Origin of the sequence: Kitasatospora sp. NPDC096147 (assembly GCF_044763225.1) — a bacterium.
Classification (GTDB): Bacteria; Actinomycetota; Actinomycetes; order Streptomycetales; family Streptomycetaceae; genus Kitasatospora.
Window position 1 is genome coordinate 904,149 of record NZ_JBIWFX010000001.1, and the last position, 17,964, is coordinate 922,112.

16 protein-coding genes are annotated in these 17,964 nt (G+C 73.3%); 8 read left to right on the forward strand and 8 right to left on the reverse strand.

All coding sequences use genetic code 11. The features are described 5' to 3' along the window. Positions 1–21 precede the first annotated feature (21 nt). The 7 genes from pstA to ACIRBX_RS03875 all read right to left on the reverse strand — a co-directional run bounded on the left by pstA (position 22) and on the right by ACIRBX_RS03875 (position 8,191). Positions 22–1,368, reverse strand: coding sequence for a phosphate ABC transporter permease PstA (gene pstA / locus ACIRBX_RS03845; protein ID WP_402293539.1), 1,347 nt, complete (start codon positions 1,366–1,368; stop codon positions 22–24). 14 nt (positions 1,369–1,382) lie between these two features. Further along, a complete protein-coding gene (gene pstC, locus ACIRBX_RS03850; RefSeq protein WP_402293540.1) occupies positions 1,383–2,375 on the reverse strand; it encodes a phosphate ABC transporter permease subunit PstC in 993 nt (330 codons plus the stop codon). Positions 2,376–2,429: 54 nt separating this feature from the next. After that, positions 2,430–5,036 (reverse strand): hypothetical protein, encoded by a 2,607-nt coding sequence (locus tag ACIRBX_RS03855; protein WP_402293541.1) that lies wholly within the window; start codon positions 5,034–5,036, stop codon positions 2,430–2,432. Positions 5,037–5,223: 187 nt separating this feature from the next. Further along, positions 5,224–5,907, reverse strand: coding sequence for a hypothetical protein (locus ACIRBX_RS03860; protein ID WP_402293542.1), 684 nt, complete (start codon positions 5,905–5,907; stop codon positions 5,224–5,226). A 144-nt stretch (positions 5,908–6,051) separates the two neighbouring features. Next, a complete protein-coding gene (locus ACIRBX_RS03865; RefSeq protein WP_402293543.1) occupies positions 6,052–7,080 on the reverse strand; it encodes a substrate-binding domain-containing protein in 1,029 nt (342 codons plus the stop codon). 315 nt (positions 7,081–7,395) lie between these two features. Next, on the reverse strand, positions 7,396–7,776 hold the full coding sequence (locus ACIRBX_RS03870; RefSeq protein WP_402293544.1) for a hypothetical protein: 381 nt from the start codon (positions 7,774–7,776) through the stop codon (positions 7,396–7,398). Continuing rightward, entirely contained in the window at positions 7,766–8,191 is a 426-nt protein-coding gene (locus ACIRBX_RS03875; RefSeq protein WP_402293545.1) for a DUF1508 domain-containing protein, read from the reverse strand. The genes ACIRBX_RS03870 and ACIRBX_RS03875 overlap by 11 nt, the downstream gene beginning before the upstream one ends. A 790-nt stretch (positions 8,192–8,981) precedes the next feature. Between ACIRBX_RS03875 and ACIRBX_RS03880 the strand changes: the two genes are divergently transcribed. The 7 genes from ACIRBX_RS03880 (at position 8,982) to ACIRBX_RS03910 (ending at position 15,370) form a co-directional block, all read left to right on the forward strand. Continuing rightward, entirely contained in the window at positions 8,982–10,496 is a 1,515-nt protein-coding gene (locus ACIRBX_RS03880) for a pyridoxal phosphate-dependent decarboxylase family protein (protein ID WP_402293546.1), read from the forward strand. Then, positions 10,493–12,067, forward strand: coding sequence for a hypothetical protein (locus ACIRBX_RS03885; RefSeq protein WP_402293547.1), 1,575 nt, complete (start codon positions 10,493–10,495; stop codon positions 12,065–12,067). Before ACIRBX_RS03880 ends, ACIRBX_RS03885 begins: the two co-directional genes overlap by 4 nt. A 14-nt stretch (positions 12,068–12,081) precedes the next feature. Then, on the forward strand, positions 12,082–12,522 hold the full coding sequence (locus tag ACIRBX_RS03890; RefSeq protein ID WP_402293548.1) for a hypothetical protein: 441 nt from the start codon (positions 12,082–12,084) through the stop codon (positions 12,520–12,522). Between the two features lie 28 nt (positions 12,523–12,550). Further along, entirely contained in the window at positions 12,551–13,381 is an 831-nt protein-coding gene (locus ACIRBX_RS03895; protein WP_402293549.1) for a hypothetical protein, read from the forward strand. A 35-nt stretch (positions 13,382–13,416) separates the two neighbouring features. Then, positions 13,417–13,848 (forward strand): hypothetical protein, encoded by a 432-nt coding sequence (locus ACIRBX_RS03900; RefSeq protein ID WP_402293550.1) that lies wholly within the window; start codon positions 13,417–13,419, stop codon positions 13,846–13,848. 9 nt (positions 13,849–13,857) lie between these two features. After that, the gene (locus tag ACIRBX_RS03905; RefSeq protein WP_402293551.1) at positions 13,858–14,427 is read left to right on the forward strand and encodes a hypothetical protein; all 570 of its coding nucleotides are present in this window, start codon (positions 13,858–13,860) and stop codon (positions 14,425–14,427) included. Between the two features lie 91 nt (positions 14,428–14,518). After that, positions 14,519–15,370: an ANTAR domain-containing protein gene (locus tag ACIRBX_RS03910; protein ID WP_402293552.1), complete on the forward strand. Its 852-nt coding sequence runs from the start codon at positions 14,519–14,521 to the stop codon at positions 15,368–15,370. Here the strand turns inward: ACIRBX_RS03910 and ACIRBX_RS03915 are convergent. After that, positions 15,274–16,551, reverse strand: coding sequence for a metallophosphoesterase (locus tag ACIRBX_RS03915; RefSeq protein WP_402293553.1), 1,278 nt, complete (start codon positions 16,549–16,551; stop codon positions 15,274–15,276). The genes ACIRBX_RS03910 and ACIRBX_RS03915 overlap by 97 nt on opposite strands. 554 nt (positions 16,552–17,105) lie before the next feature. Here ACIRBX_RS03915 and ACIRBX_RS03920 point away from each other — a divergent pair. Next, positions 17,106–17,903 carry a lytic transglycosylase domain-containing protein gene (locus ACIRBX_RS03920; RefSeq protein WP_402293554.1) on the forward strand — a complete coding sequence of 266 codons (798 nt, stop codon included), beginning with the start codon at positions 17,106–17,108 and terminating at the stop codon, positions 17,901–17,903. The last annotated feature ends 61 nt before the right edge of the window (positions 17,904–17,964 follow it).

Below are 17,964 nucleotides of genomic sequence, written 5' to 3' on the forward strand. Positions count from 1 at the left end.
TGGAGGTTCGGCCGGTGGCGGTCACTGCGAGTCCGCCGTGCGGGGCGCACCCGGGACCGCGGTCGGACGGACGGCCTCCGCCCGACGGGTGGCGGCAGCCTGACGGGTGGCCGCAGCCCGACGGGCGGCCTGCGCCGTGCGGAGGGCCACGGCCGGGCGGACGGACCGGGCGGGGGCCGGGCGGCGGGCCCCGGCGGACTCCCGCTCGATCCGGCGGCGCTGACGCCGGCTCAGGTCACCGGGGCGGCGCCCGCCGAGGACGCGTGCGGTGACGAACAGGACCAGCACCAGCGCCATCAGGGTGAGCGCGGCGGCGAAGGCCCGGGAGACCATGTCCGGGTACGGGAGCTTGACGTAGTTCCAGATGTAGAGCGGCAGGTTGAGCTGCTGCTCGGAGAACGGCGTGAGGTTGAAGTAGGTGGTGAAGCCGGAGGTCAGCAGCACCGGGGAGGTCTCGCCGATGCCCCGGGCCATGCCCAGCACCACCGCCGTGGCCAGGCCCGGCCGGGCGGTCGGCAGCACCACCGTCCAGATGGTCCGCCACTGGCTGGCACCGAGCGCGTAGGAGGCCTCCCGCAGGGTGCCGGGCACCAGCCGGATGACCACCTCGGCGGCCCGGGTGACGATCGGCATCATCATCACGGTGAGCGCCAGCGAGGCGGCGAAGCCGCTGCGCTCGACCCCGAGCGTGAGGATCACCACGCCGAGCACGAACAGCCCGGCGACGATCGAGGGCAGCGCCGTCATGGCCTCCACCAGGGAGCGCACCGGCCGGGCGAACCGGCCACCGGTCTCCGACAGGTAGACGGCGGCGGCGATGCCCAGCGGGACCGCGAACAGGGTGGCCAGGCCGAGCTGTTCGAGCGAGCCGATGACGGCGTGCAGCGCTCCGCCGGAGGTGATCGGGGAGAGCCCGGCGGTGCGCTCCATCGACTCGGTGAAGAAGTTCAGGTGGGAGGCCGCGGTGACGCCGCGGACCGCCAGGAAGCCGATCTGGAGGACGATCACGGTGGCCACCAGGATGCCGGAGCTCCAGGCCAGCACCGCGACCATCCGCTCCCGGACGAACTGGCCGTCCCACTGGAGCCGGCCGGCCCCGGCGTAGAACGCCAGGAAGAGCAGGTACCAGAGGATCAGGAAGCCGGCCGCGCCGCTGAACGGGAGCAGCCGCTGGTGCAGCAGCCAGTCCAGGGCGAGTGAGCCGCCCGCCGCACCCGCCAGGGTGGCCAGGTCGGCGCGGGTCACCCCGCCGGTCCGGATCCGGGGTTCGGCGGGCGGGAGGGCGTCCATCGGTACGGCGTCGGTCGGGCCGGCTCCGGGCGCGGTGCCGGGTCCGGCGCCGGCGTCAGGGGTGAGGGTGTCGGTCATCAGGGGCGTCCCGCTCAGTCGTTGGTCGCCGCGCCCGAGCGCGAGCGGTTGATGATGATCCCGGCCACCAGGTTGACCACCAGGGTCAGGACGAAGAGCACCAAGCCGGCCGCCATCAGGGCGGAGAGTGACAGTTCGTCGGATTCGCTGAAGCGCAGGGCGATCAGCGCGGAGATGGAGTTGCCGCCGTTCTCCAGGAGGTGGCCCTTGAAGACGAAGGCCGGCGAGATGATCAGCGCGATCGCGATGGTCTCGCCCATCGCCCGGCCGAAGCCCAGCATCACCGCGCCGATCACCCCGCCCTTGCCGAACGGCAGCACCACGGTGCGCACCATCCCCCAGCGGGTGGAGCCGAGCGCGTAGGCGCCCTCCCGCTCGCCCTGCGGCGCCTGGGAGAACACCTCCCGGCTGAGCGAGGTGATGATCGGGATGATCATCAGGCCCACCACCACGCCGCCGATGAAGGTGGAGGAGGTGTAGGAGGTGCCGATGTCGCCGGTGCGCACCTTGAGGAACGGCACCCACTCGCCCAGGTGGTTCGAGATCCAGCGGGAGGTGCCGATGATCCGGGGCTGGAGGAAGTACAGCCCCCAAAGGCCGTAGACGATGCTGGGGATGGCGGCCATCAGGTCGATCAGCGAGATCAGCGGCGCCCGCAGCCGGACGGGCGCGTACTCGGAGATGAAGATGGCCGTCATCAGCGCCACCGGGACGGCCAGCACCAGCGCGATCACCGCGATCAGCAGTCCGTTGGGCAGCACGGCGGCGATGCCGAAGCGCTCGGCCGACAGCAGCCAGCGCTGCTCGGTGAAGAAGGACCAGCCGGCCACCCGGAGCGCCTGGGCGCCCCGGATCAGCAGGAAGAACGCGGTCAGTCCCATGATCAGGAAGACCGAGAGCCCGGCGGCGCTCAGCCCGAGCCGCAGCACCCGGTCCCCCGGGCTGGGCGGTGCACTGATCTGCCGTGGTCGGTCGTGGTCCGCCGGGGCGGGGGTGGTGCTCGTCATGGCGAGGGTCTCTCCAGACTCGGGGCGGTCAACTGGGGCCGGGTGTCCGGTGGTTCAGCCCCGGCCGGTGATCCGGCGGGTCAGCCGGGCGCCGGCCTCGGTACCGCTCAGCAGCAGCGTCGCCGGGCCGCCGACCAGCAGGACCGCACCGATCACCAGCAGCACCGGCAGCAGCAGGCGGGCCGTGCCCGCCCGGTCGGCACTCGGCCGACCGGCCGCGACCGGGGCGGCGGACACCGGAGCGGAGGTGTCGCTCGCCTTGGCCGAGGGTGCGGCGGACGCGCCCGGCGACACGGCCGAGACCGGCAGTCCGGCCGTGCTGCCTCCGGTACCGGAGCCCCCACCGGTGGAACCCGAGGTGCCGGAGGAACCCGTGGAACCCGAGACGCCGGAGGAACCCGTGGAGCCCGAGGTGCCGGAACTCCCGCCCGTGGTACCGCCGGTGGACCCGGCGCCCTCGGTGCCGCCGCTGCCGGCACCCTGACTGGTGCCGCCGCCGGAGGCCGCCGGAGCGGTGGCACCGGCGCTCGCCGATTCGCCCGGAGTCGGGGTGGGCTGGGCCGTGGGGGCCACCTGGTTGCCGGGCAGGGCCGCGTCCTGCGCGGCCACGTGGCCGGCGGCGGCCTTGGCCTGGGCGCTCTGAGCCTCCGTCAGGGCCAGGAAGCCGGGGGCCAGCAGGCCCGGTGCGCTGCCGTAGATCTGGCCGCCGCCGGGGTCGGTGACGGTACGGACGAAGCGGGCCAGCGCCTCGGCCCGGGCCGGGGGGAGGTCGGCGGTCGGCAGCATCGCGTACTGCACGGTGGTCAGCGGGTAGGCGCCCTTGGCCCGGCTGAAGGCGGTGTCACCGACGCCGTACGGCAGCGACTGGGTGCCGGTGACCGGGTCGGTGGCCATCACCGAGACGGCCGCCTGCATCGAGCTCAGCGAGGGGGTGACGTACTCCCCGGCCGGGTTGGCCAGCGCCACCTCGGGCAGCGAGTACGCCTTGGCCTGGCCGGTGTCCATGATGGCGAACAGCGCGCGCTGGCCGATCGGTTGGGCCGCGCAGCGCGGGTGGCCGCCGGTGTTGTCGACGTTCGGGTCGCTACAGGTGGCCCGGCCCTCCAGCACGTTCCGGGCGACGGAGCTCAGACCGCCGATCAGCGGGTTCCACTCGTACTGCTTCCAGTTGCCCGGGCCGCTGAAGTCCTGCGGCTGGAAGCTCTCCACCGGGTAGCCGGCGAAGCTGGAGCGCAGGTAGTTGGTGTTCAGCCGCATGCCCCACGGGTCCTTGGCACCCTGGAGGAACTGGGCGGCGGCCGGGTCGGCGGCGATCCACGAGGTCACCTGGTGCACCAGGTCGGAGGTGCCGCCGATCACCACGGGGGTGGTCTCGGCCTTGTTGCCGCCGGAGCCGCACTCGGGCCAGACCGGGCCGTTGGCGGCGTCCACCGGGTTGAGCGCGAGGAACTCCGGGTCCACGAAGACGCACTTGGGGTTGCCGTCCACCGAGGGGATCACGGCGCCGTACTGGAGGTCGTAGGACTGGGTCAGCAGCTTGGCCATCAGCCGGGCGTTCAGCTTGAGTTGACGGACCTGGCGACGGTTCCCGGCGTCGTCCACCACGAACACCACCGAGACGCCGCTGGTGGCGAGCGGGGCGTAGACGTACGGCCGGCCGGCCGGTGCACCGTCGGCCCGGGCGGTCAGCGCCACGTCCGCGCCCCGGCGCTCCAGGAAGGCGGCCCGGGCCTGCGGCTCGCCGCCGCCGAACACGTACTGCAGGTTGAGCGGGGTCTCGGCGGCGCAGAGACCGGCCCGCCACTGCTGGACCGCCCGGTTGGCCATCTCCAGGCCGGCCATCGTGAACTGCGCGTCGCCGGCCTTGCAGTCGCCCGGGGTGGGGGCGAACTTCAGCGGGACGACCGCGCGTTGCTGCCAGGCGCAGCTCTCACCGGTCTGGTAGCGGCCACCGGCGTTCTTCCGGAAGGCGCCGTCCGAGGCGGTGTTGAAGAATCCGTCGCTGTCCGGCGAGTGGTCCTCGCAGTTCACCGTGCCGGCCGGGGTCTGGTAGGCGCCGATCGAGTCGCCCCCGTAGTTGGCCTCCACCACCAGCGAGCAGGCGTGCCCGGCGTCGCAGCCCAGGGTCTGGCTCTGCTGGGAGGTCCAGAGCTCGATCTCGGCCTCACCGGTGCCGTCGGGGCGGGTGGCCGCGATCACCATGTTGGACGGGAACTCGGGGGTGTTGGCGCCCTGGGCGATGTCCTGCTCGAAGCCCTTGGCCGGGTCGCCCCGGTAGACGGTGGAGCCGTAGCAGTCGGTCGGGCCGGGGTTCTCCCCCCGGCACTGGTAGATCCGGACGGCGTAGAGCACGTCGGTGTTGCCGACCTGGGCGACGTCCACCGGGTCGCCCCAGGTGTAGACCGTCGGGGTGAAGCCGCTCCACTTGACCCGCACCCGCTCGTTGGTGAGGTCGGTGCCCTTCTCCAGGGTGACCGAGCCGCGCGGACCGGTGGTCCAGTCCGCCGGGTTCCAGACCGGCGGGCCCTCCACCGTGACACCGGCGGCGGCCTGCGCCCGGGTGACCGGCGCCGGCCACACCGTCAGGGCCAGGGCCGCCGCCCAGACCACGACCAGGGCGACGTACACCTGCACCGGGCGACCGGCTCTGCGGACTCTCATGGGCACCTCTCACCGCGCGGACGAAATGGCCGACCCCGACCCGTCGGGTTCGAACTTCCGTATTTCCCCATGGTGATATGTCAGTTGATGACCGATCAGGTGTACGAGGCCCCAACTGCCCAGCTACTAGAGGGACATGGAAAAGCCCGTGGCGCCGGAGCGGCGCCACGGGCGGGAAATGCGGGGCTCAGCCCTGGGTGTAGGAGAGCGCGAACGAGCCGACCTTCACGTCCGCCCGGAAGAAGTCGGTGGCGAGCTGCTGGTTCAGCCGCTGGGCGCCCTCGGTGGTCACCGTCAGGCCGGCCGAGGTCAGCGAGCTCACGCCGCCGGCCACCGAGACGGTGCTGTCACCGGACGGGGTGAGCAGACCGACCGGGGCGGTGCCGCCGGCGGGCACGCCGGTGATCTGCCAGGAGTCGATGTCGAAGGCGAGCTGACGGTAGACCACGGCGCGGCCGGTCCGCAGGTTGACCGCCAGCAGGCTGCCGTCGAGCTGCACGTTGCCGTAGTACTCCCGCAGCACACCGGTGGCGCCGGTGACCGGGAAGCTCGCGGAGAAGCCGGCGGCGGAGTCGTAGGCGGGGGTGCCCGGCGGGAGCGGGATCACGAAGATGCCGGCCTGGGCGCTGCGGCGCAGGAAGTCGCCGTCCTCCCGGATCACGGCCGAGCCGATCGAGGCGGCGGGCGTGGTGGCCCGCGCCTCGACGCCCGCCTCGGCCGCCGCGTCCTGGGCGATCCGGACGGCCGCCCGGGCCGCGTCGGCGGTGGCGGCCTCGTCGGTGACGGCGGCACCGGCCGGGCCGGTCAGGACGGTGACGGCGGCCAGCGCGGCGGCGCCGGCCAGGACGAGGCGGGTGCGGAGACGAGACATGGACGGGCTCCCTGAGGTCGGTTCGGCTGAGCGTTGAGCGGCGGCCGGGCCCGTCAGGCCCGGCCGCCTGGTGGTGCGGTCGATCAGGTGGTGCGGTGGATCAGGTCCTGCGGTGGATCAGGTCCTGCGGGAGGTGACGGTGGTTCAGATGGTGGTGGTGCTGCCGCAGGCGCTGCCCGGCAGGGCCAGGAAGCCGTAGCTGGTGATGGTGCTCGGGTGGGTGCAGATCCAGCCGGTGGGGCCGAAGATGCCCTTCAGGGTGGTGGAGTAGGCACCGGCCGTGTTCCAGGCCGAGGCGCGGACCACGTTGTAGACCACGCGGCCGTAGGCGCTCGCGGCGAACGGGGCGTTGATGGTGTTGGAGGCGTTGACCGGGGCCACGCCGTTGACGTTGCGCAGGGTCAGCGGGCCGGGGTTCTCGGCCGGGGTGGAGTGACCGCCGAAGACCTGGCTGATGTAGGAGGCGACCGAGTACGGGAAGATCGCGTCCACGTCGTTCAGCGCCGCGGTGGTGCCGGTGTTCTCCTGCGGGCCGCTGGTGACGCACGCGCCGGGGGTGACCGGGGTGGCGCCGCCGATGGCCTTCAGGAAGAAGGTGCGGGTGCCCGAACCGTTCTGCGGGAGGAAGGGCTTGATGGTGCCGGCGGTGCCGCCGACCGTGCTCCAGTTGGTGATGGTGCACTCGTAGATGCCCTTGAGCTGGGCCGTGGTCAGGTTCGCCGGGGCGTGGCCGCCGGTGGCCTTGGCGGACCAGGTCACCGCGTCCTTGGCGAAGGCGACGAACAGGTCGTCGGTGGTGTCACCGGTCTGCGGGCCACGCGAGGAACGGGCGAAGTCGACCGTGGTGGCGGTGTTGTTGTTCAGCGCGGTGACGCCGGCGCTGGAACCGTTCGGACGGTTGATGGTGGCGGCGCCGGACTTCGGGGTGATGGTGGCCGAGCCCAGCGGGTCCCAGCTGTACAGACGCGGGGTGCTGGCCGGCGCGCCGGCGATCGAGGCGTTGTAGTCGGCCGAGACCTGGGCCAGGTAGGGCGCGGTGGTGTCCGAGCCGGTGCCCACGATGTCCACGGCGTTCGGAAGCACAGCCGGGTCGGCCTGGGCCGGGGCTGCGGCAAGGGTGAGCGCGGCAGCGGCTGCGAAGGTGGCGGCCAACTTGACGGCGGTGTGACGCATTTCGGTCCTCCGGTAGGAGTGAGCATCCATGTGCCTGCCCCGGCCCGCGGCCCGGGCTGGGGCGCCGGCCCGGGCCCCGTTCTCGGTGGCCCCTTGCTCCGGCGGCACCGATACTTGCCGCCCGCCCCGGCCGGACGGAAGATCCGTCCGGCCGGGGCGCCGCCCGCCGCCCGGACGGATCCGCTCCGCCCACGGAGGTTTAGCCCGAGGTCCGGCCGGGCGTCGGAAGATCCGCCGATACACCGTCAACTCCGGCCGCTCCGGCCAGCGTTCTTCTCCCGGTGACGGGTCGGGGCGTGACCGGCAACCTGACGGTCACTTGCCGGTCCGCAGCTCCTCCAGCATCGCCTGGAAGCTGGCCATCCCCTGCCGGCACTGGTCCTGCCGCAGGTAGCCGCGCGCACTGCGCGCCACCGGCCCACCCCCCGGCCGGGCACCCCCGCCGCGCGCGGGGAGCACCGCCGACCACCCCCACGAGCGGTCGCCGTCCTGCTGCACCAGGAAACGCAGCGTGGCCCGCTCCATCAACAACTGCCGCACTGCCGCGTCAAGTTCCTCCTCGGTACGGAACGCCGTCGCGGAGCGCGCCAGCTGCCGCCCGTTGGCTGCCGCCAGCAGCCAGCCGATCCGCCCGGCGGCGAGCCGGACGGTGACCAGTCTCGGGCCTCTTCGCCCGCCGCGACCCTCAGAACTCATCGGCCGACAGCGGCACTTGGACCGCACCCGGAGTCTCCAGCAGGGCCACGAACCGCCGGTAGGCGTTCTGGCAGGTGGCGTACCGCTCGTACGCCCGGTGCGATCGCGCCGCCAGTGCGCCCCGGGGAGCCGGCACCATCCAGACCCAGCCGATCCCGTCCCGGACGTGGGTGATCCGCACCACGAAGCCGGGGACCGCCCCGCGCAGCTCCTCGAAGGCCTGCCACGCCTGCACCGCGTCCTCGTGCACCGAGCCGGAGACGGCGACGATGCGTCCGTTGGGTGCCTTTAACGACCAGCGGTAGCGACCGTTCACGTCCCGTTCGGCCTGCACCGAACCCCTGCGCTCCCCCTGCGCGGGATCACGGCGTGGCGAGTCGCCGGCCTCCCCGCCGTCCATCCGCTGACCTGCCATCCGAGTGCCTCCCCTGGCGCCCCGGAGCCGCCCCGGCGGCGCGCCCCAACGCTACGTGTGCACACCGGAGTCCTTGAAGGGGCAATGATCTCCAAATGGACCTGTTGGTCCGGATGTTCTCCCTCGTTCATCCGGCCGAAGACCGACGGAACTGACACGTCATCAGATCGACCGCTCCGGGCGTCCCGCATCGCCGGGGGCCGCGCGCGGACGCCCGCGCGCCCGCGTGCACGCGCGCCGGGCCGCAGCACCCCGTCCCCGGGGCAGGCCCGCCGTCGGCGGGCTGGCATATTCGCAGAGCCGTCGGGCCGCGACAAGACCGCCCCTCCGGCCACCGACGGGCCACTGCGCCGGGTTCCGGCCATTGTGATTCCTCCGGACGGATTCGAATCACAACCGGAAATTCGCCTGGCTAGTATCACTGACGTGGTCGGGCTCACGACCGCTGCCGGGGGTGTCACGGGCAGTGGCGCAAGCCCGTTCGAAGAATACCGATCCCTCCCGTTCACCTCCGGCGACCCGCCGGGAGTGGGCCCGGCGCTCCCCACAGGTGCAGCGTCCCGACTCCCCGTTCCGGCCGCCCGCGCGGCGGCCCGGTCCAGCACCTCGCGCAACCAGCAGGACAGCGGCGATGACCGGCTCGTGGTGCTCCGTCGGCCACACAGCCCCGCCGCGGACGCCGGCCACCAGCACGCCCGTGGCCTGCTCCCCGACCAGCACGTCCCACGACCGGCCCGCGGCGCCCGGAAGAATTCCGCGCCCACCGGAGTAATTCGAGGGGCTACGCACGATGGATGTCCGCGTACGCGGCGACCTGAGCGAAGTGTTCGACGTCCAGCATTTCCGGGAGAACTCGGAGACGGCCGTCGCGATCCTGCACAAACACCTTTCCGACCAATCGATCCGAGGACTCGAACTCGTCGATCCGGCCGTGCTCACCCGGGCGGCCCGGGCATTGATGACCGACGAGTCCGAGCGGATCGCGGACTTCGACGAGGGGCGGCTGGCCGGAATCCTGGAGCTGTACGTACGGACCGGGATCGCCGTGCACTCCCCCGGCTCGATGGGGCGTCAGTTCTCCGGCGTCGTCCCGCTCGGCGGGGTGGTCGACTTCGTCAGCTCGGTGGTCAACCAGCCCTCCGCCTTCTACGAGGCCGGGCAGCTGCCCAACGTGGCCGAGCGGATCATGGCCGAGGAGCTGAACCGCTTCATCGGCTGGGCGCCCGGCAGCTTCGACATGGTGACCACCTCCGGCGGCTCGCTGGCCAACCTCACCGCCCTGCTGGCCGCCCGCAACCGGGCCTTCCCCGACTTCTGGGAGCAGGGCGGGCCCGGGGCCACCGCCGCCGGTCGGCCGGCCGTCGCGGTCGGCGAGGACGTCCACTACAGCGTCGCGCGGGCCGCCGGAGTGCTGGGGATCGGCGAAGCCCAACTGGTCCGGCTGCCCCTCGACCGGGAGCGGCGGATCTGCCCGCGCCGGGCCGAGCGCGCCCTGGCCGAGGCCGAGGAGCGCGGGCTGCGGGTGTTCTGCGTGGTCGCCTCGGCCGGCAGCACGCCCGTGGGGGCCTTCGACCCGCTCGACGAGCTCGCCGACCTGGCCCACCGGCGCGGCGCCTGGCTGCACGTGGACGGCGCGCACGGCGCCTCCCTGCTGGTCTCCGACCGCCTCCGGCCGAAGCTGCGCGGCATCGAGAAGGCCGACTCGCTGACCTGGGACGCCCACAAGATGATGTTCGTCCCGGCGCCCTGCACCCTGCTCTTCTACCGCGACCGCGCGCACGGTGCGGCGGCCTTCCGCCAGCACGCCAGCTACGTCTTCGACGAGGAGCCCGACCCCTACACCGCGCTCGACAGCGGGGACCGCACCCTGGAGTGCACCAAGCGGCCCATGATCATGGCGCTCTGGGTGCTCTGGTCGCTCTACGGCCGCGCACTGTTCGCCCGGAAGATCGAGCGGCTCTGCCGGACGACCGCGCTCGCCCACCGGATCCTGCTGGAGCAGCCGGACTTCGAGGTCCTGCACCGGCCGGAGGCGAACATCCTCTGCTTCCGCCACCACCCCGCCGGTCCGGCCGGCCGGGCCCCGGCGGACCCGCGCGAGGTGCACCGGCTCCAGGTCGCGATCCGCGACCGGATCAAGCACGAGGGCACCTTCTTCCTCTCCAAGGTGGACATCGACGGCGTCGCCGCCCTGCGGATGGTGCTGATGAACCACCAGACCACCTCCGAGCACGTCCGGTTGCTGCTCCAGGCGATCCGGCGGGCCGCGCAGGACGTCCAGGCCGACCCCGGAGGGCCCCGATGACCGACACCGGAATCCACCGCCCCCTCGCCGCCCCGGCCGCGGTGCCCGGCCCCGGCAGTCCCGAGGACCTGGCGCACCGGCTCATCCCGGACTGGGAGCTGAAACCCGACGGCCTCGACGCGGTGCGCGCGCTGCCGTCCTTCGCCTCCAAGCTGCGGGCCTGCGAGCAGGTCCTCGGGCTCCGCTACGACCGGGCCCCGCACGCGGTGCAGGACGCGCTGACCCTGCGCCGGGTCCGACAGCTCGTCAACACCGTGCTGCTCAACCCGCTCTGGCGCAGCCGGCTGGCAGGCGCCGGGGTGACGGGCGCCCCGGCCGACTGGGAGGACTGGCAGCGCATCCCGCTGTCCGACAAGGAGCTCCAGCGGGACTTCTTCATGGGTGAGCGGGCCGGCATGGTCATCCCGCTGAGCGAGGGCGGCTTCGAGATCGTGGCCAGCGGCGGCACCAGCAGCGGCCTCCCGTTGGAGACCGTCTACCCGCTCACCGAACTGCGCGACACCTACGAGCTCGCCGGCCGCTTCATGGGCGAGCACCAGCTCGCCCGGTACCTGACGGGCGACGCCCCCAAGTGGCTCTGCACCACGCTGGCCGACTACCAGATGTGGAGCAGCGGGACGATGGTCGGCGGGGTGCTCCAGCAGGTGCCCGGGGTCAACTACATCGGGGCCGGGCCGGTCACCGCCCCGGTGCTGGAGCACATGTTCGGCTACCCGGGCCCGAAGGCGCTGATGGGGATCACGGCGGGCATCGCCATCCTCAGCGAGCTGGGTGCGGCGATGGGCCAGGAGGCCCGGGAGAGCTTCCGGGTGGCGATGTACGGCAGCGGGGTGCTCTCCCGGCGCAAGCGGGCCGAGCTGCTCGCGGTCTACCCGAACGTGGTGGTGCTGAGCTACTTCGCCGCCACCCAGGCCGAGACCATCGGACTCCAACTGCGGTCCGAGTCACCGGTGTTGGCGGCCGTCCCCGGCCTGCACCTGATCGAGATCGTGGACCAGCGGGGCCGCTGGGTCGGCGAGGGGGAGGAGGGCGAGCTGGTGGTCACCCGGCTGCACGGGCACGAGGCGCCGCTGCTGCGCCTGAAGCTCGGCGACCGGATGGTGCGCCGCCCCCGGCTGGACGGTCCGGAGCTGCGGACCCAGCAGTTCGAGTTCGCCGGCCGCACCGGCGAGGTGCTGCACCTGAACGACAGTCAGTACTCGGCCGCCGCCGCGTACCGGGCGGTCTGCCGGCAGCTGCTGCTGGCCGGCGGGCCGGACCTGGCCGAGCTGGCCCACGACGTCCAGTTCGTGAACCACCGGGAGAGCCGGTCGCTGGTCCTGCTCGCCTCAGTGGACGACGTCCCCGGCCTGAGCCACCTGGTCGAGGCGGTGCTCGGCCCGCACACCGTGCACCGGGTCTTCCTGGACGCCCTCCCGCAGGCGCTCTCGCTCTTCAACCACGGCGAGGCCAACCCGGCCTCGATCGAGAAGTCGGGCTACGGCTTCCGCATCCAGCTCGTCGCCCGGGCGTCCGCCGAGATCGAGCGGACCGCCGTCGGCAAGGTGCCCCTGGTCAGGGACCGGGGCTAGGCAGAGGGGAAGACATGAAACCGAAGGTCAACATCATCGTCCTGGTGGACGTCATCGGCGCGCTCTCCGACGGGACCCTGCACAACGGCAACCTCAGCCTGGTGGACGACGCCGAGCTGCGCAGCACCGGGCAGGGCACCACCGAGCTGTGCACGGTGGTCAGCCCGGGGCAGGTGGTCGGCTGGACGGTGCTGGCCGTCGACCTCCAGACGCCGGTCGAGATCCGCAGCATCACCTTCCTCGGGCCGGACGGCGCCGAGCTGCCGCCTGGCCCCGCGGAGGACGGTCCGGAGGCCGGGGTGGCGGGCGAGCAGCTGGACCTCGACGACTGGACGGCCGTGGTCCCGGCGTCGATCACGCCGGGCGTGCCGCAGCACTACCGCCTGGAACTGCGGATGCACCAGGGCCCGTACAGCCTGCTCCACCTCGACAGCCCCGCACTGCTGTGCGGCTGACCGCAGGACCCACCGGGAGGGCGGACGCATGACCCAGCAACTCGCGATCATCGTGCTCGTGGACGTCGGCAACGCGCTGGCGTCGAAGTCGCTCGACGGGAACGTCTACCTGTTCGACAACATGAAGCTGCACGGCTCCGAGGGCCAGGGCACCGGGGACCTGGTCACCGTGCTGAACGGCTCCTACTGGAACGACGGCTCGCAGGGCACCGAGCTGGTGCTCAACTGGCTTCCCTACGCGCTCGGTTCGATCCCGCCGACGGTGCCGCGCGGCTACCAGGCACTGCGGGCCCGGCAGAGCGACCAGGAGGCGCTGGCCGGCCTGGCCGAGCTGGAGGCCCGCCCGGCCCGCGCCGCCGCCGGGGCCGGGGCCGCCGCGGCCCCGGCCGGCGAGGCGGAGCTGCGGCGGATCCGCCGGGCGGTCGGCACCCCGGTCGGCACCGTCCGGCGCTCGCGCGGCCCGGGTGCCCGCAAGGTGCTCGACCTCACCGGCGGGGTGGTCGCCGACGCCGGCGCCGCCGTGCACTCCTACCCCGCGCCGGTGATCACCGACATCACCGGCGAGGCGGTCGACCAGAAGATCATGTACCCGGCGGAGTACGGCTCCCCCGACCTGGTGACCGACGGCTGGTACTGGTCCGCGACGGTGGACAGCGCCCGCCCGGGCACCTACGAGTACACGATGAGCATCCAGGTCCACGACCTGGTGCAGCAGGACGGCGGCTGGGTCTGGCAGCCCGTCGACCTCAGCTGCCGGTCGCGGATCCGCGTCACCAGCCTGCCCAAGCGCAACGGCTTCACCAAGGGCGGCATGGGGCTGCTCCCGCTCGCCCCGCCCGCCCCGCCCGCCGTCCCGTAGCCGCGCCCGTACCCCGCACCGACGAGGAGAGACCGATGGCCACGAAACCCCGGCAGCCGGAGCACGCTCCGCAGCGGCCGATCTCCATCACCGCGGTGGTGGACTGCGTGGGCGCGCTGGCGTCCCGCAGCATGCAGGGCAACCTCTACCTGTACGACACCAACCGGGCCGGCGGCTCGACCGGCCTGGGCAGCGAGGCGCTGCACACCCGGGTCCGGCGCGGCGACCAGCTGCTCTGGAACGTGCTGGCGCTCGAGTGCGAGGCGTTCGTGGGCATCCACGCGATCGAGATCGATCCCGCGTACTGCGTCCCCGAGCGCAGGGTGTACCCCGGCACCGACGTCGCCTACTGGACCGCCACCGTGAAGAAGGACGCCACCGCCCCCGTCCCCTACCGGATCGGCTTCCTGCTGGGCACCCGGGCCGAGCCGGTCACCAGCACCCTGCCGTCCGCCCTGATCGGCTGAGGAGGAGCCTTGACGAACCGTCAGCACGGCCTCGCGGACACCGGAGACCCGGTGGCCAAGCAGAACCCGGGCCAGCTCAACTCGGTCCAGCTCAACATCGTCACCCTGCTCGACATGGAGCGGGCCACGTCCGCCGGCTCGCTCACCGACGCGATGTACATGATGGACAACAGCATCGGCGGCGTGGGCCAGGGCTCGCGCAACCTCCAGACGGTCTGCAAGCAGGGACAGGTGCTGAACTGGATCATCCGACCGCTGGACATGGAGCGCCGGCTGGACGGCAGCTGGCCGCCCATGCCGAAGATCAACAACATCGTCTTCCTGGACACCGAGCAGGGTGACGAGGAGGACGTCGCGGAGCAGAAGCTCTGCACCGAGCTCAAGATCTACGGAATGCCGGACCGGATGCGCTCGCCGTACACCCCGGTCTACTACTACTGGGCGGGCACCGTGCTCAGCACGGCCCGGCCGGGGGTGTACCACTACCGGCTGATCGTCGAGCTGGAGCAGGCCGGCACCAAGGAGAAGCTCTACCTGAACACCGTCGACCACCCGTCGATCCGGGTGCTGGCGATCTGACGCACCGTCGTCCCGCCCCGCGCCGGCACCGTCCGGCGCGGGGGCGGGACGGCTGCCGCGCACCCCCTCCCCCTGCACCCGAAGGCCGGTCATGTCGCTGCCGCTGTCCGAGCTCCGTCTCGTCCACCCCGCCGTCCACCCCGCCGTCCACCCCTCGGCCCGCACCACCGCTCAGCCGCTGTCCGCCGCTCCGCCGGTCTCGGTGGCCGAGGTCCTCTCCGGCGCGCTGGACCGCCTGCTCGGCCAGCTGCCGGAGATCACCGCGGCCAGCCTGATGGCGCACGGCCGGACCGGCCCGGCCACCCTGGCGCACAGCGGGACGCCCGCCCTCGCCGCCGACACCCGGCAGTGCCGGCTCGGCACCGGCCCGACCCTCGAAGCGCTGCGCCTGGGGCGGGAGTTCGTGGTCCGGCAGCCGGCCGTCCAGCCGCGCTGGGCCGGGCTGCTGGACGGCACCGGCCCCACCGCCGGCCTGGCCTTCGCCCTCGCCCTGCCCCTGCTGCGACGGCGCCGGCACGGGGCCCGCGCCGCGCTGACCCTCTACGGCGGCACTCCGGACGACCTCACCGGGCTGCGCCGCCGGGCCCGGACGCTCGCCGAGCACCTCGGTGACGTGCTGCGCCTGGGCGAGGCCGCCGAACAGGCCCACCGGACGGTCACCGACATGAACCGCGCGGTCGGGACCCGGGCCGTCATCGACCAGGCGGTCGGTGTCCTGATGGCCCGTCACCGGTGCACCGCCGAGGAGGCGTTCGGCCTGCTGCGGCGCACCTCCCGGGAGCGCAGCACCAAGCTGCGCTCGGTCTGCCAGCAGGTGCTGGACAGCGTCGCCCCGCCCCGGGCCGGTCAGGCGGCGGGCGAGGCCAGGGTGAGCACGGTGATGTCCGAGGGTGCGCCGACCCGGACCGGCGGGCCCCAGGCACCGGCACCCCGGGTGACGTAGAGCTGGGTGTCGCCGTAGCGCTCCAGGCCGGCCACCGTCGGATTGGCCAGCTCCGCGATCAGGTTCCCCGGCCAGAGCTGCCCGCCGTGGGTGTGGCCGGAGAGTTGGAGGTCGACCCCGTGCCGGACCGCGTCGTGGATGTTCACCGGCTGGTGGGCCAGCAGCACCGCCGCCCGCGAGCGGTCCCGGTCGCCCAGCGCCCGGCCGAAGTCCGGCCCCTCGCCGTAGCTCTCGCCCGCCAGGTCGTTCACCCCGGCGAGGTCGAACCAGGGCAGCTCGGTCCGGGCGTTCTCCAGCGGCTGGATGCCGAGCGAGCGGACGAACTCCACCCACGGCCGGGCGCCGGAGAAGTACTCGTGGTTCCCGGTCACGAAGTACGCGCCGTCCCTGGCCCGGAGATCGGCCAACGGCACGGCGGCCGGGCCGAGTTCGGGCACCGTGCCGTCCACCAGGTCACCGACGATCGCGATCAGGTCGGGCTGGGTGGCGTTGATGGTGTCCACGATCCGCCGGGTGTGCGAGCGCCCCAGGATCGGCCCGAGGTGGATGTCGCTGACCACCGCGATCCGGTAACCGTGCGCCCGGCGGGGCAGCTTGGCCAGCGGTACCGTCACCTGCTTGAGGCTCGGCCCGTTCAGCACCCCGTACGCGCCGGTGCCGACCACGGCGGCGGCCACCCCGGCCGCGCCGATCGCCACCGTCCGGGCCACGAACAGCCGTCGTGACGGGTCGCCAGGACCGGCCTGCTCCTTCTTCTCCGCCCCGGGCTCCGGCAACGCCTCCCGCTCCAAAACCGGAGCCGGGTCCGGGCCCGGGGACTCGTCACCCGGCCGCCAGCGGGCCGCGTCGGCGGGCACCGCCACCCGGGACGCCCGGGCCGGCAGCCGGAGCCAGACCGCCCGGACCACCTCCCCGGCGAACAGCGCGAGCATCAGGTAGATCAGCGTGGCCAGCCACAGGTACCCGGGCCAGGCCAGCCAGCGCTCCGCACTCAGCGGCAGCAGCCGGCCGCCCACCAGCGCACCGAGGCCGAGCAGCGGCAGGGCCGCCGCCAGCACCGTACCGGTCCGCCGCCAGCGCCCGCCCGGCACCGAGACGTCACGGACCAGCCTGCGCCAGAGGTACCAGTGCACCAGCGCGTAGAGACCGAGGACCAGCGGCACGATCAGCAGGAAGATCACGGCCCCAGTATGGGAGGCCGCCGATCGCCGCCGGACGCCGGGCCGCCCGCTGCGGGCGTGTCCGCCCGGCCACGCTCCGCCGACCTCGCCGGCCGTCCGCTGTGAGGCCGCGCACACCGCCCCTCGGACCTACTGCCCCCGATAGGAGATAAGTGCGGGGTAAGCGTGCTTATCCCCTACTGACCTGCCGGCCCGGCACACCTGGAGCCGCGAACTGCACTGCCCGACGGGCTGCCGGGCTCGGATTCCTCTGCCGGGGGGCCGTCCGGCAGGGGTTCGGGAAGGCCCCGAGCGGAGCCGGCCAGGTGGGGTCGCCTACTACGGACCGTAGTTTCCGGGGCTTTGCCTCGGCCGGAGCCGTCTGCCAAGAATGGCCCGGTCCCCAGGCAGCGCGGTCGGTCCAGCCGGTCCGGTCCCGCCCTCCCCCGCCAGTTCCGGCTCGCCCCGGAGCGCCCTGGCCGCCGACGCACGGCACGCGGACCGTTCCCCCGAACACGTCCTGCGGTACCCGCGTGCCCGGTACGGCCGACCCGACGGAAGAGGTCGTCCCCTCCATGCAGTTCCCGCTCCCCAAGAACCGCCGCAACGCCCTCGTCACCGGTGTCGCCACCCTCGCCGTCGCGGGCTCCGCCACCCTCGCGCTGGCCCTGCCGCAGGACACCACGGACGCCCGCGCCACCGCCCCGCAGGCCGCCGCCTCCGTCTCGGCCGCCGCTGCCGACTCCGCCGCCGAGGCGCAGCGCACCGCCCAGGCGGACGCCCAGGCCCTCGCCGAGGCCTCCGCCCAGGCCCAGGCCCAGGCCAAGAGCGACGCAGACGCCAAGGCCGCGGCCGACGCCAAGGCCGCCGAGGAGGCGAAGGCCGCCGCCGACGCCAAGGCCCAGGCCGACGCGAAGGCCGAGGCCGACGCCAAGGCTGCCGCCGACGCCAGGGCGAAGGCCGAGGCCAAGGCGAAGGCGGACGCGGACGCGAAGGCCGAGGCCAAGGCGAAGGCCGACGCCGAGGCCGCCTCCCGCAGCCGGCAGCGCGAGGCGCTGGCGACCCCCGCCGCCCCCGCCGCCCCGGCCGGCTCGCCGAAGCAGGTCGCCGCGCAGATCGTCCCGGCCGGCCAGCTGCAGTGCTTCAGCAACATCGTCGAGCGCGAGAGCGGCTGGAACGTCACCGCCACCAACGCCTCCTCCGGCGCGTACGGCCTGGTCCAGTCCCTGCCGGGCTCCAAGATGGCCTCGGCCGGCGCCGACTGGAAGACCAACCCGGCCACCCAGATCAAGTGGGGCCTGAACTACATGAACGAGCGCTACGGCAGCCCGTGCGGCGCCTGGAGCTTCTGGCAGTCGCACAACTGGTACTGATCCCCGGTCAGCCCGCCACGGACGCGGGCCGGTCACCCCGAACGGAGGGTGACCGGCCTGC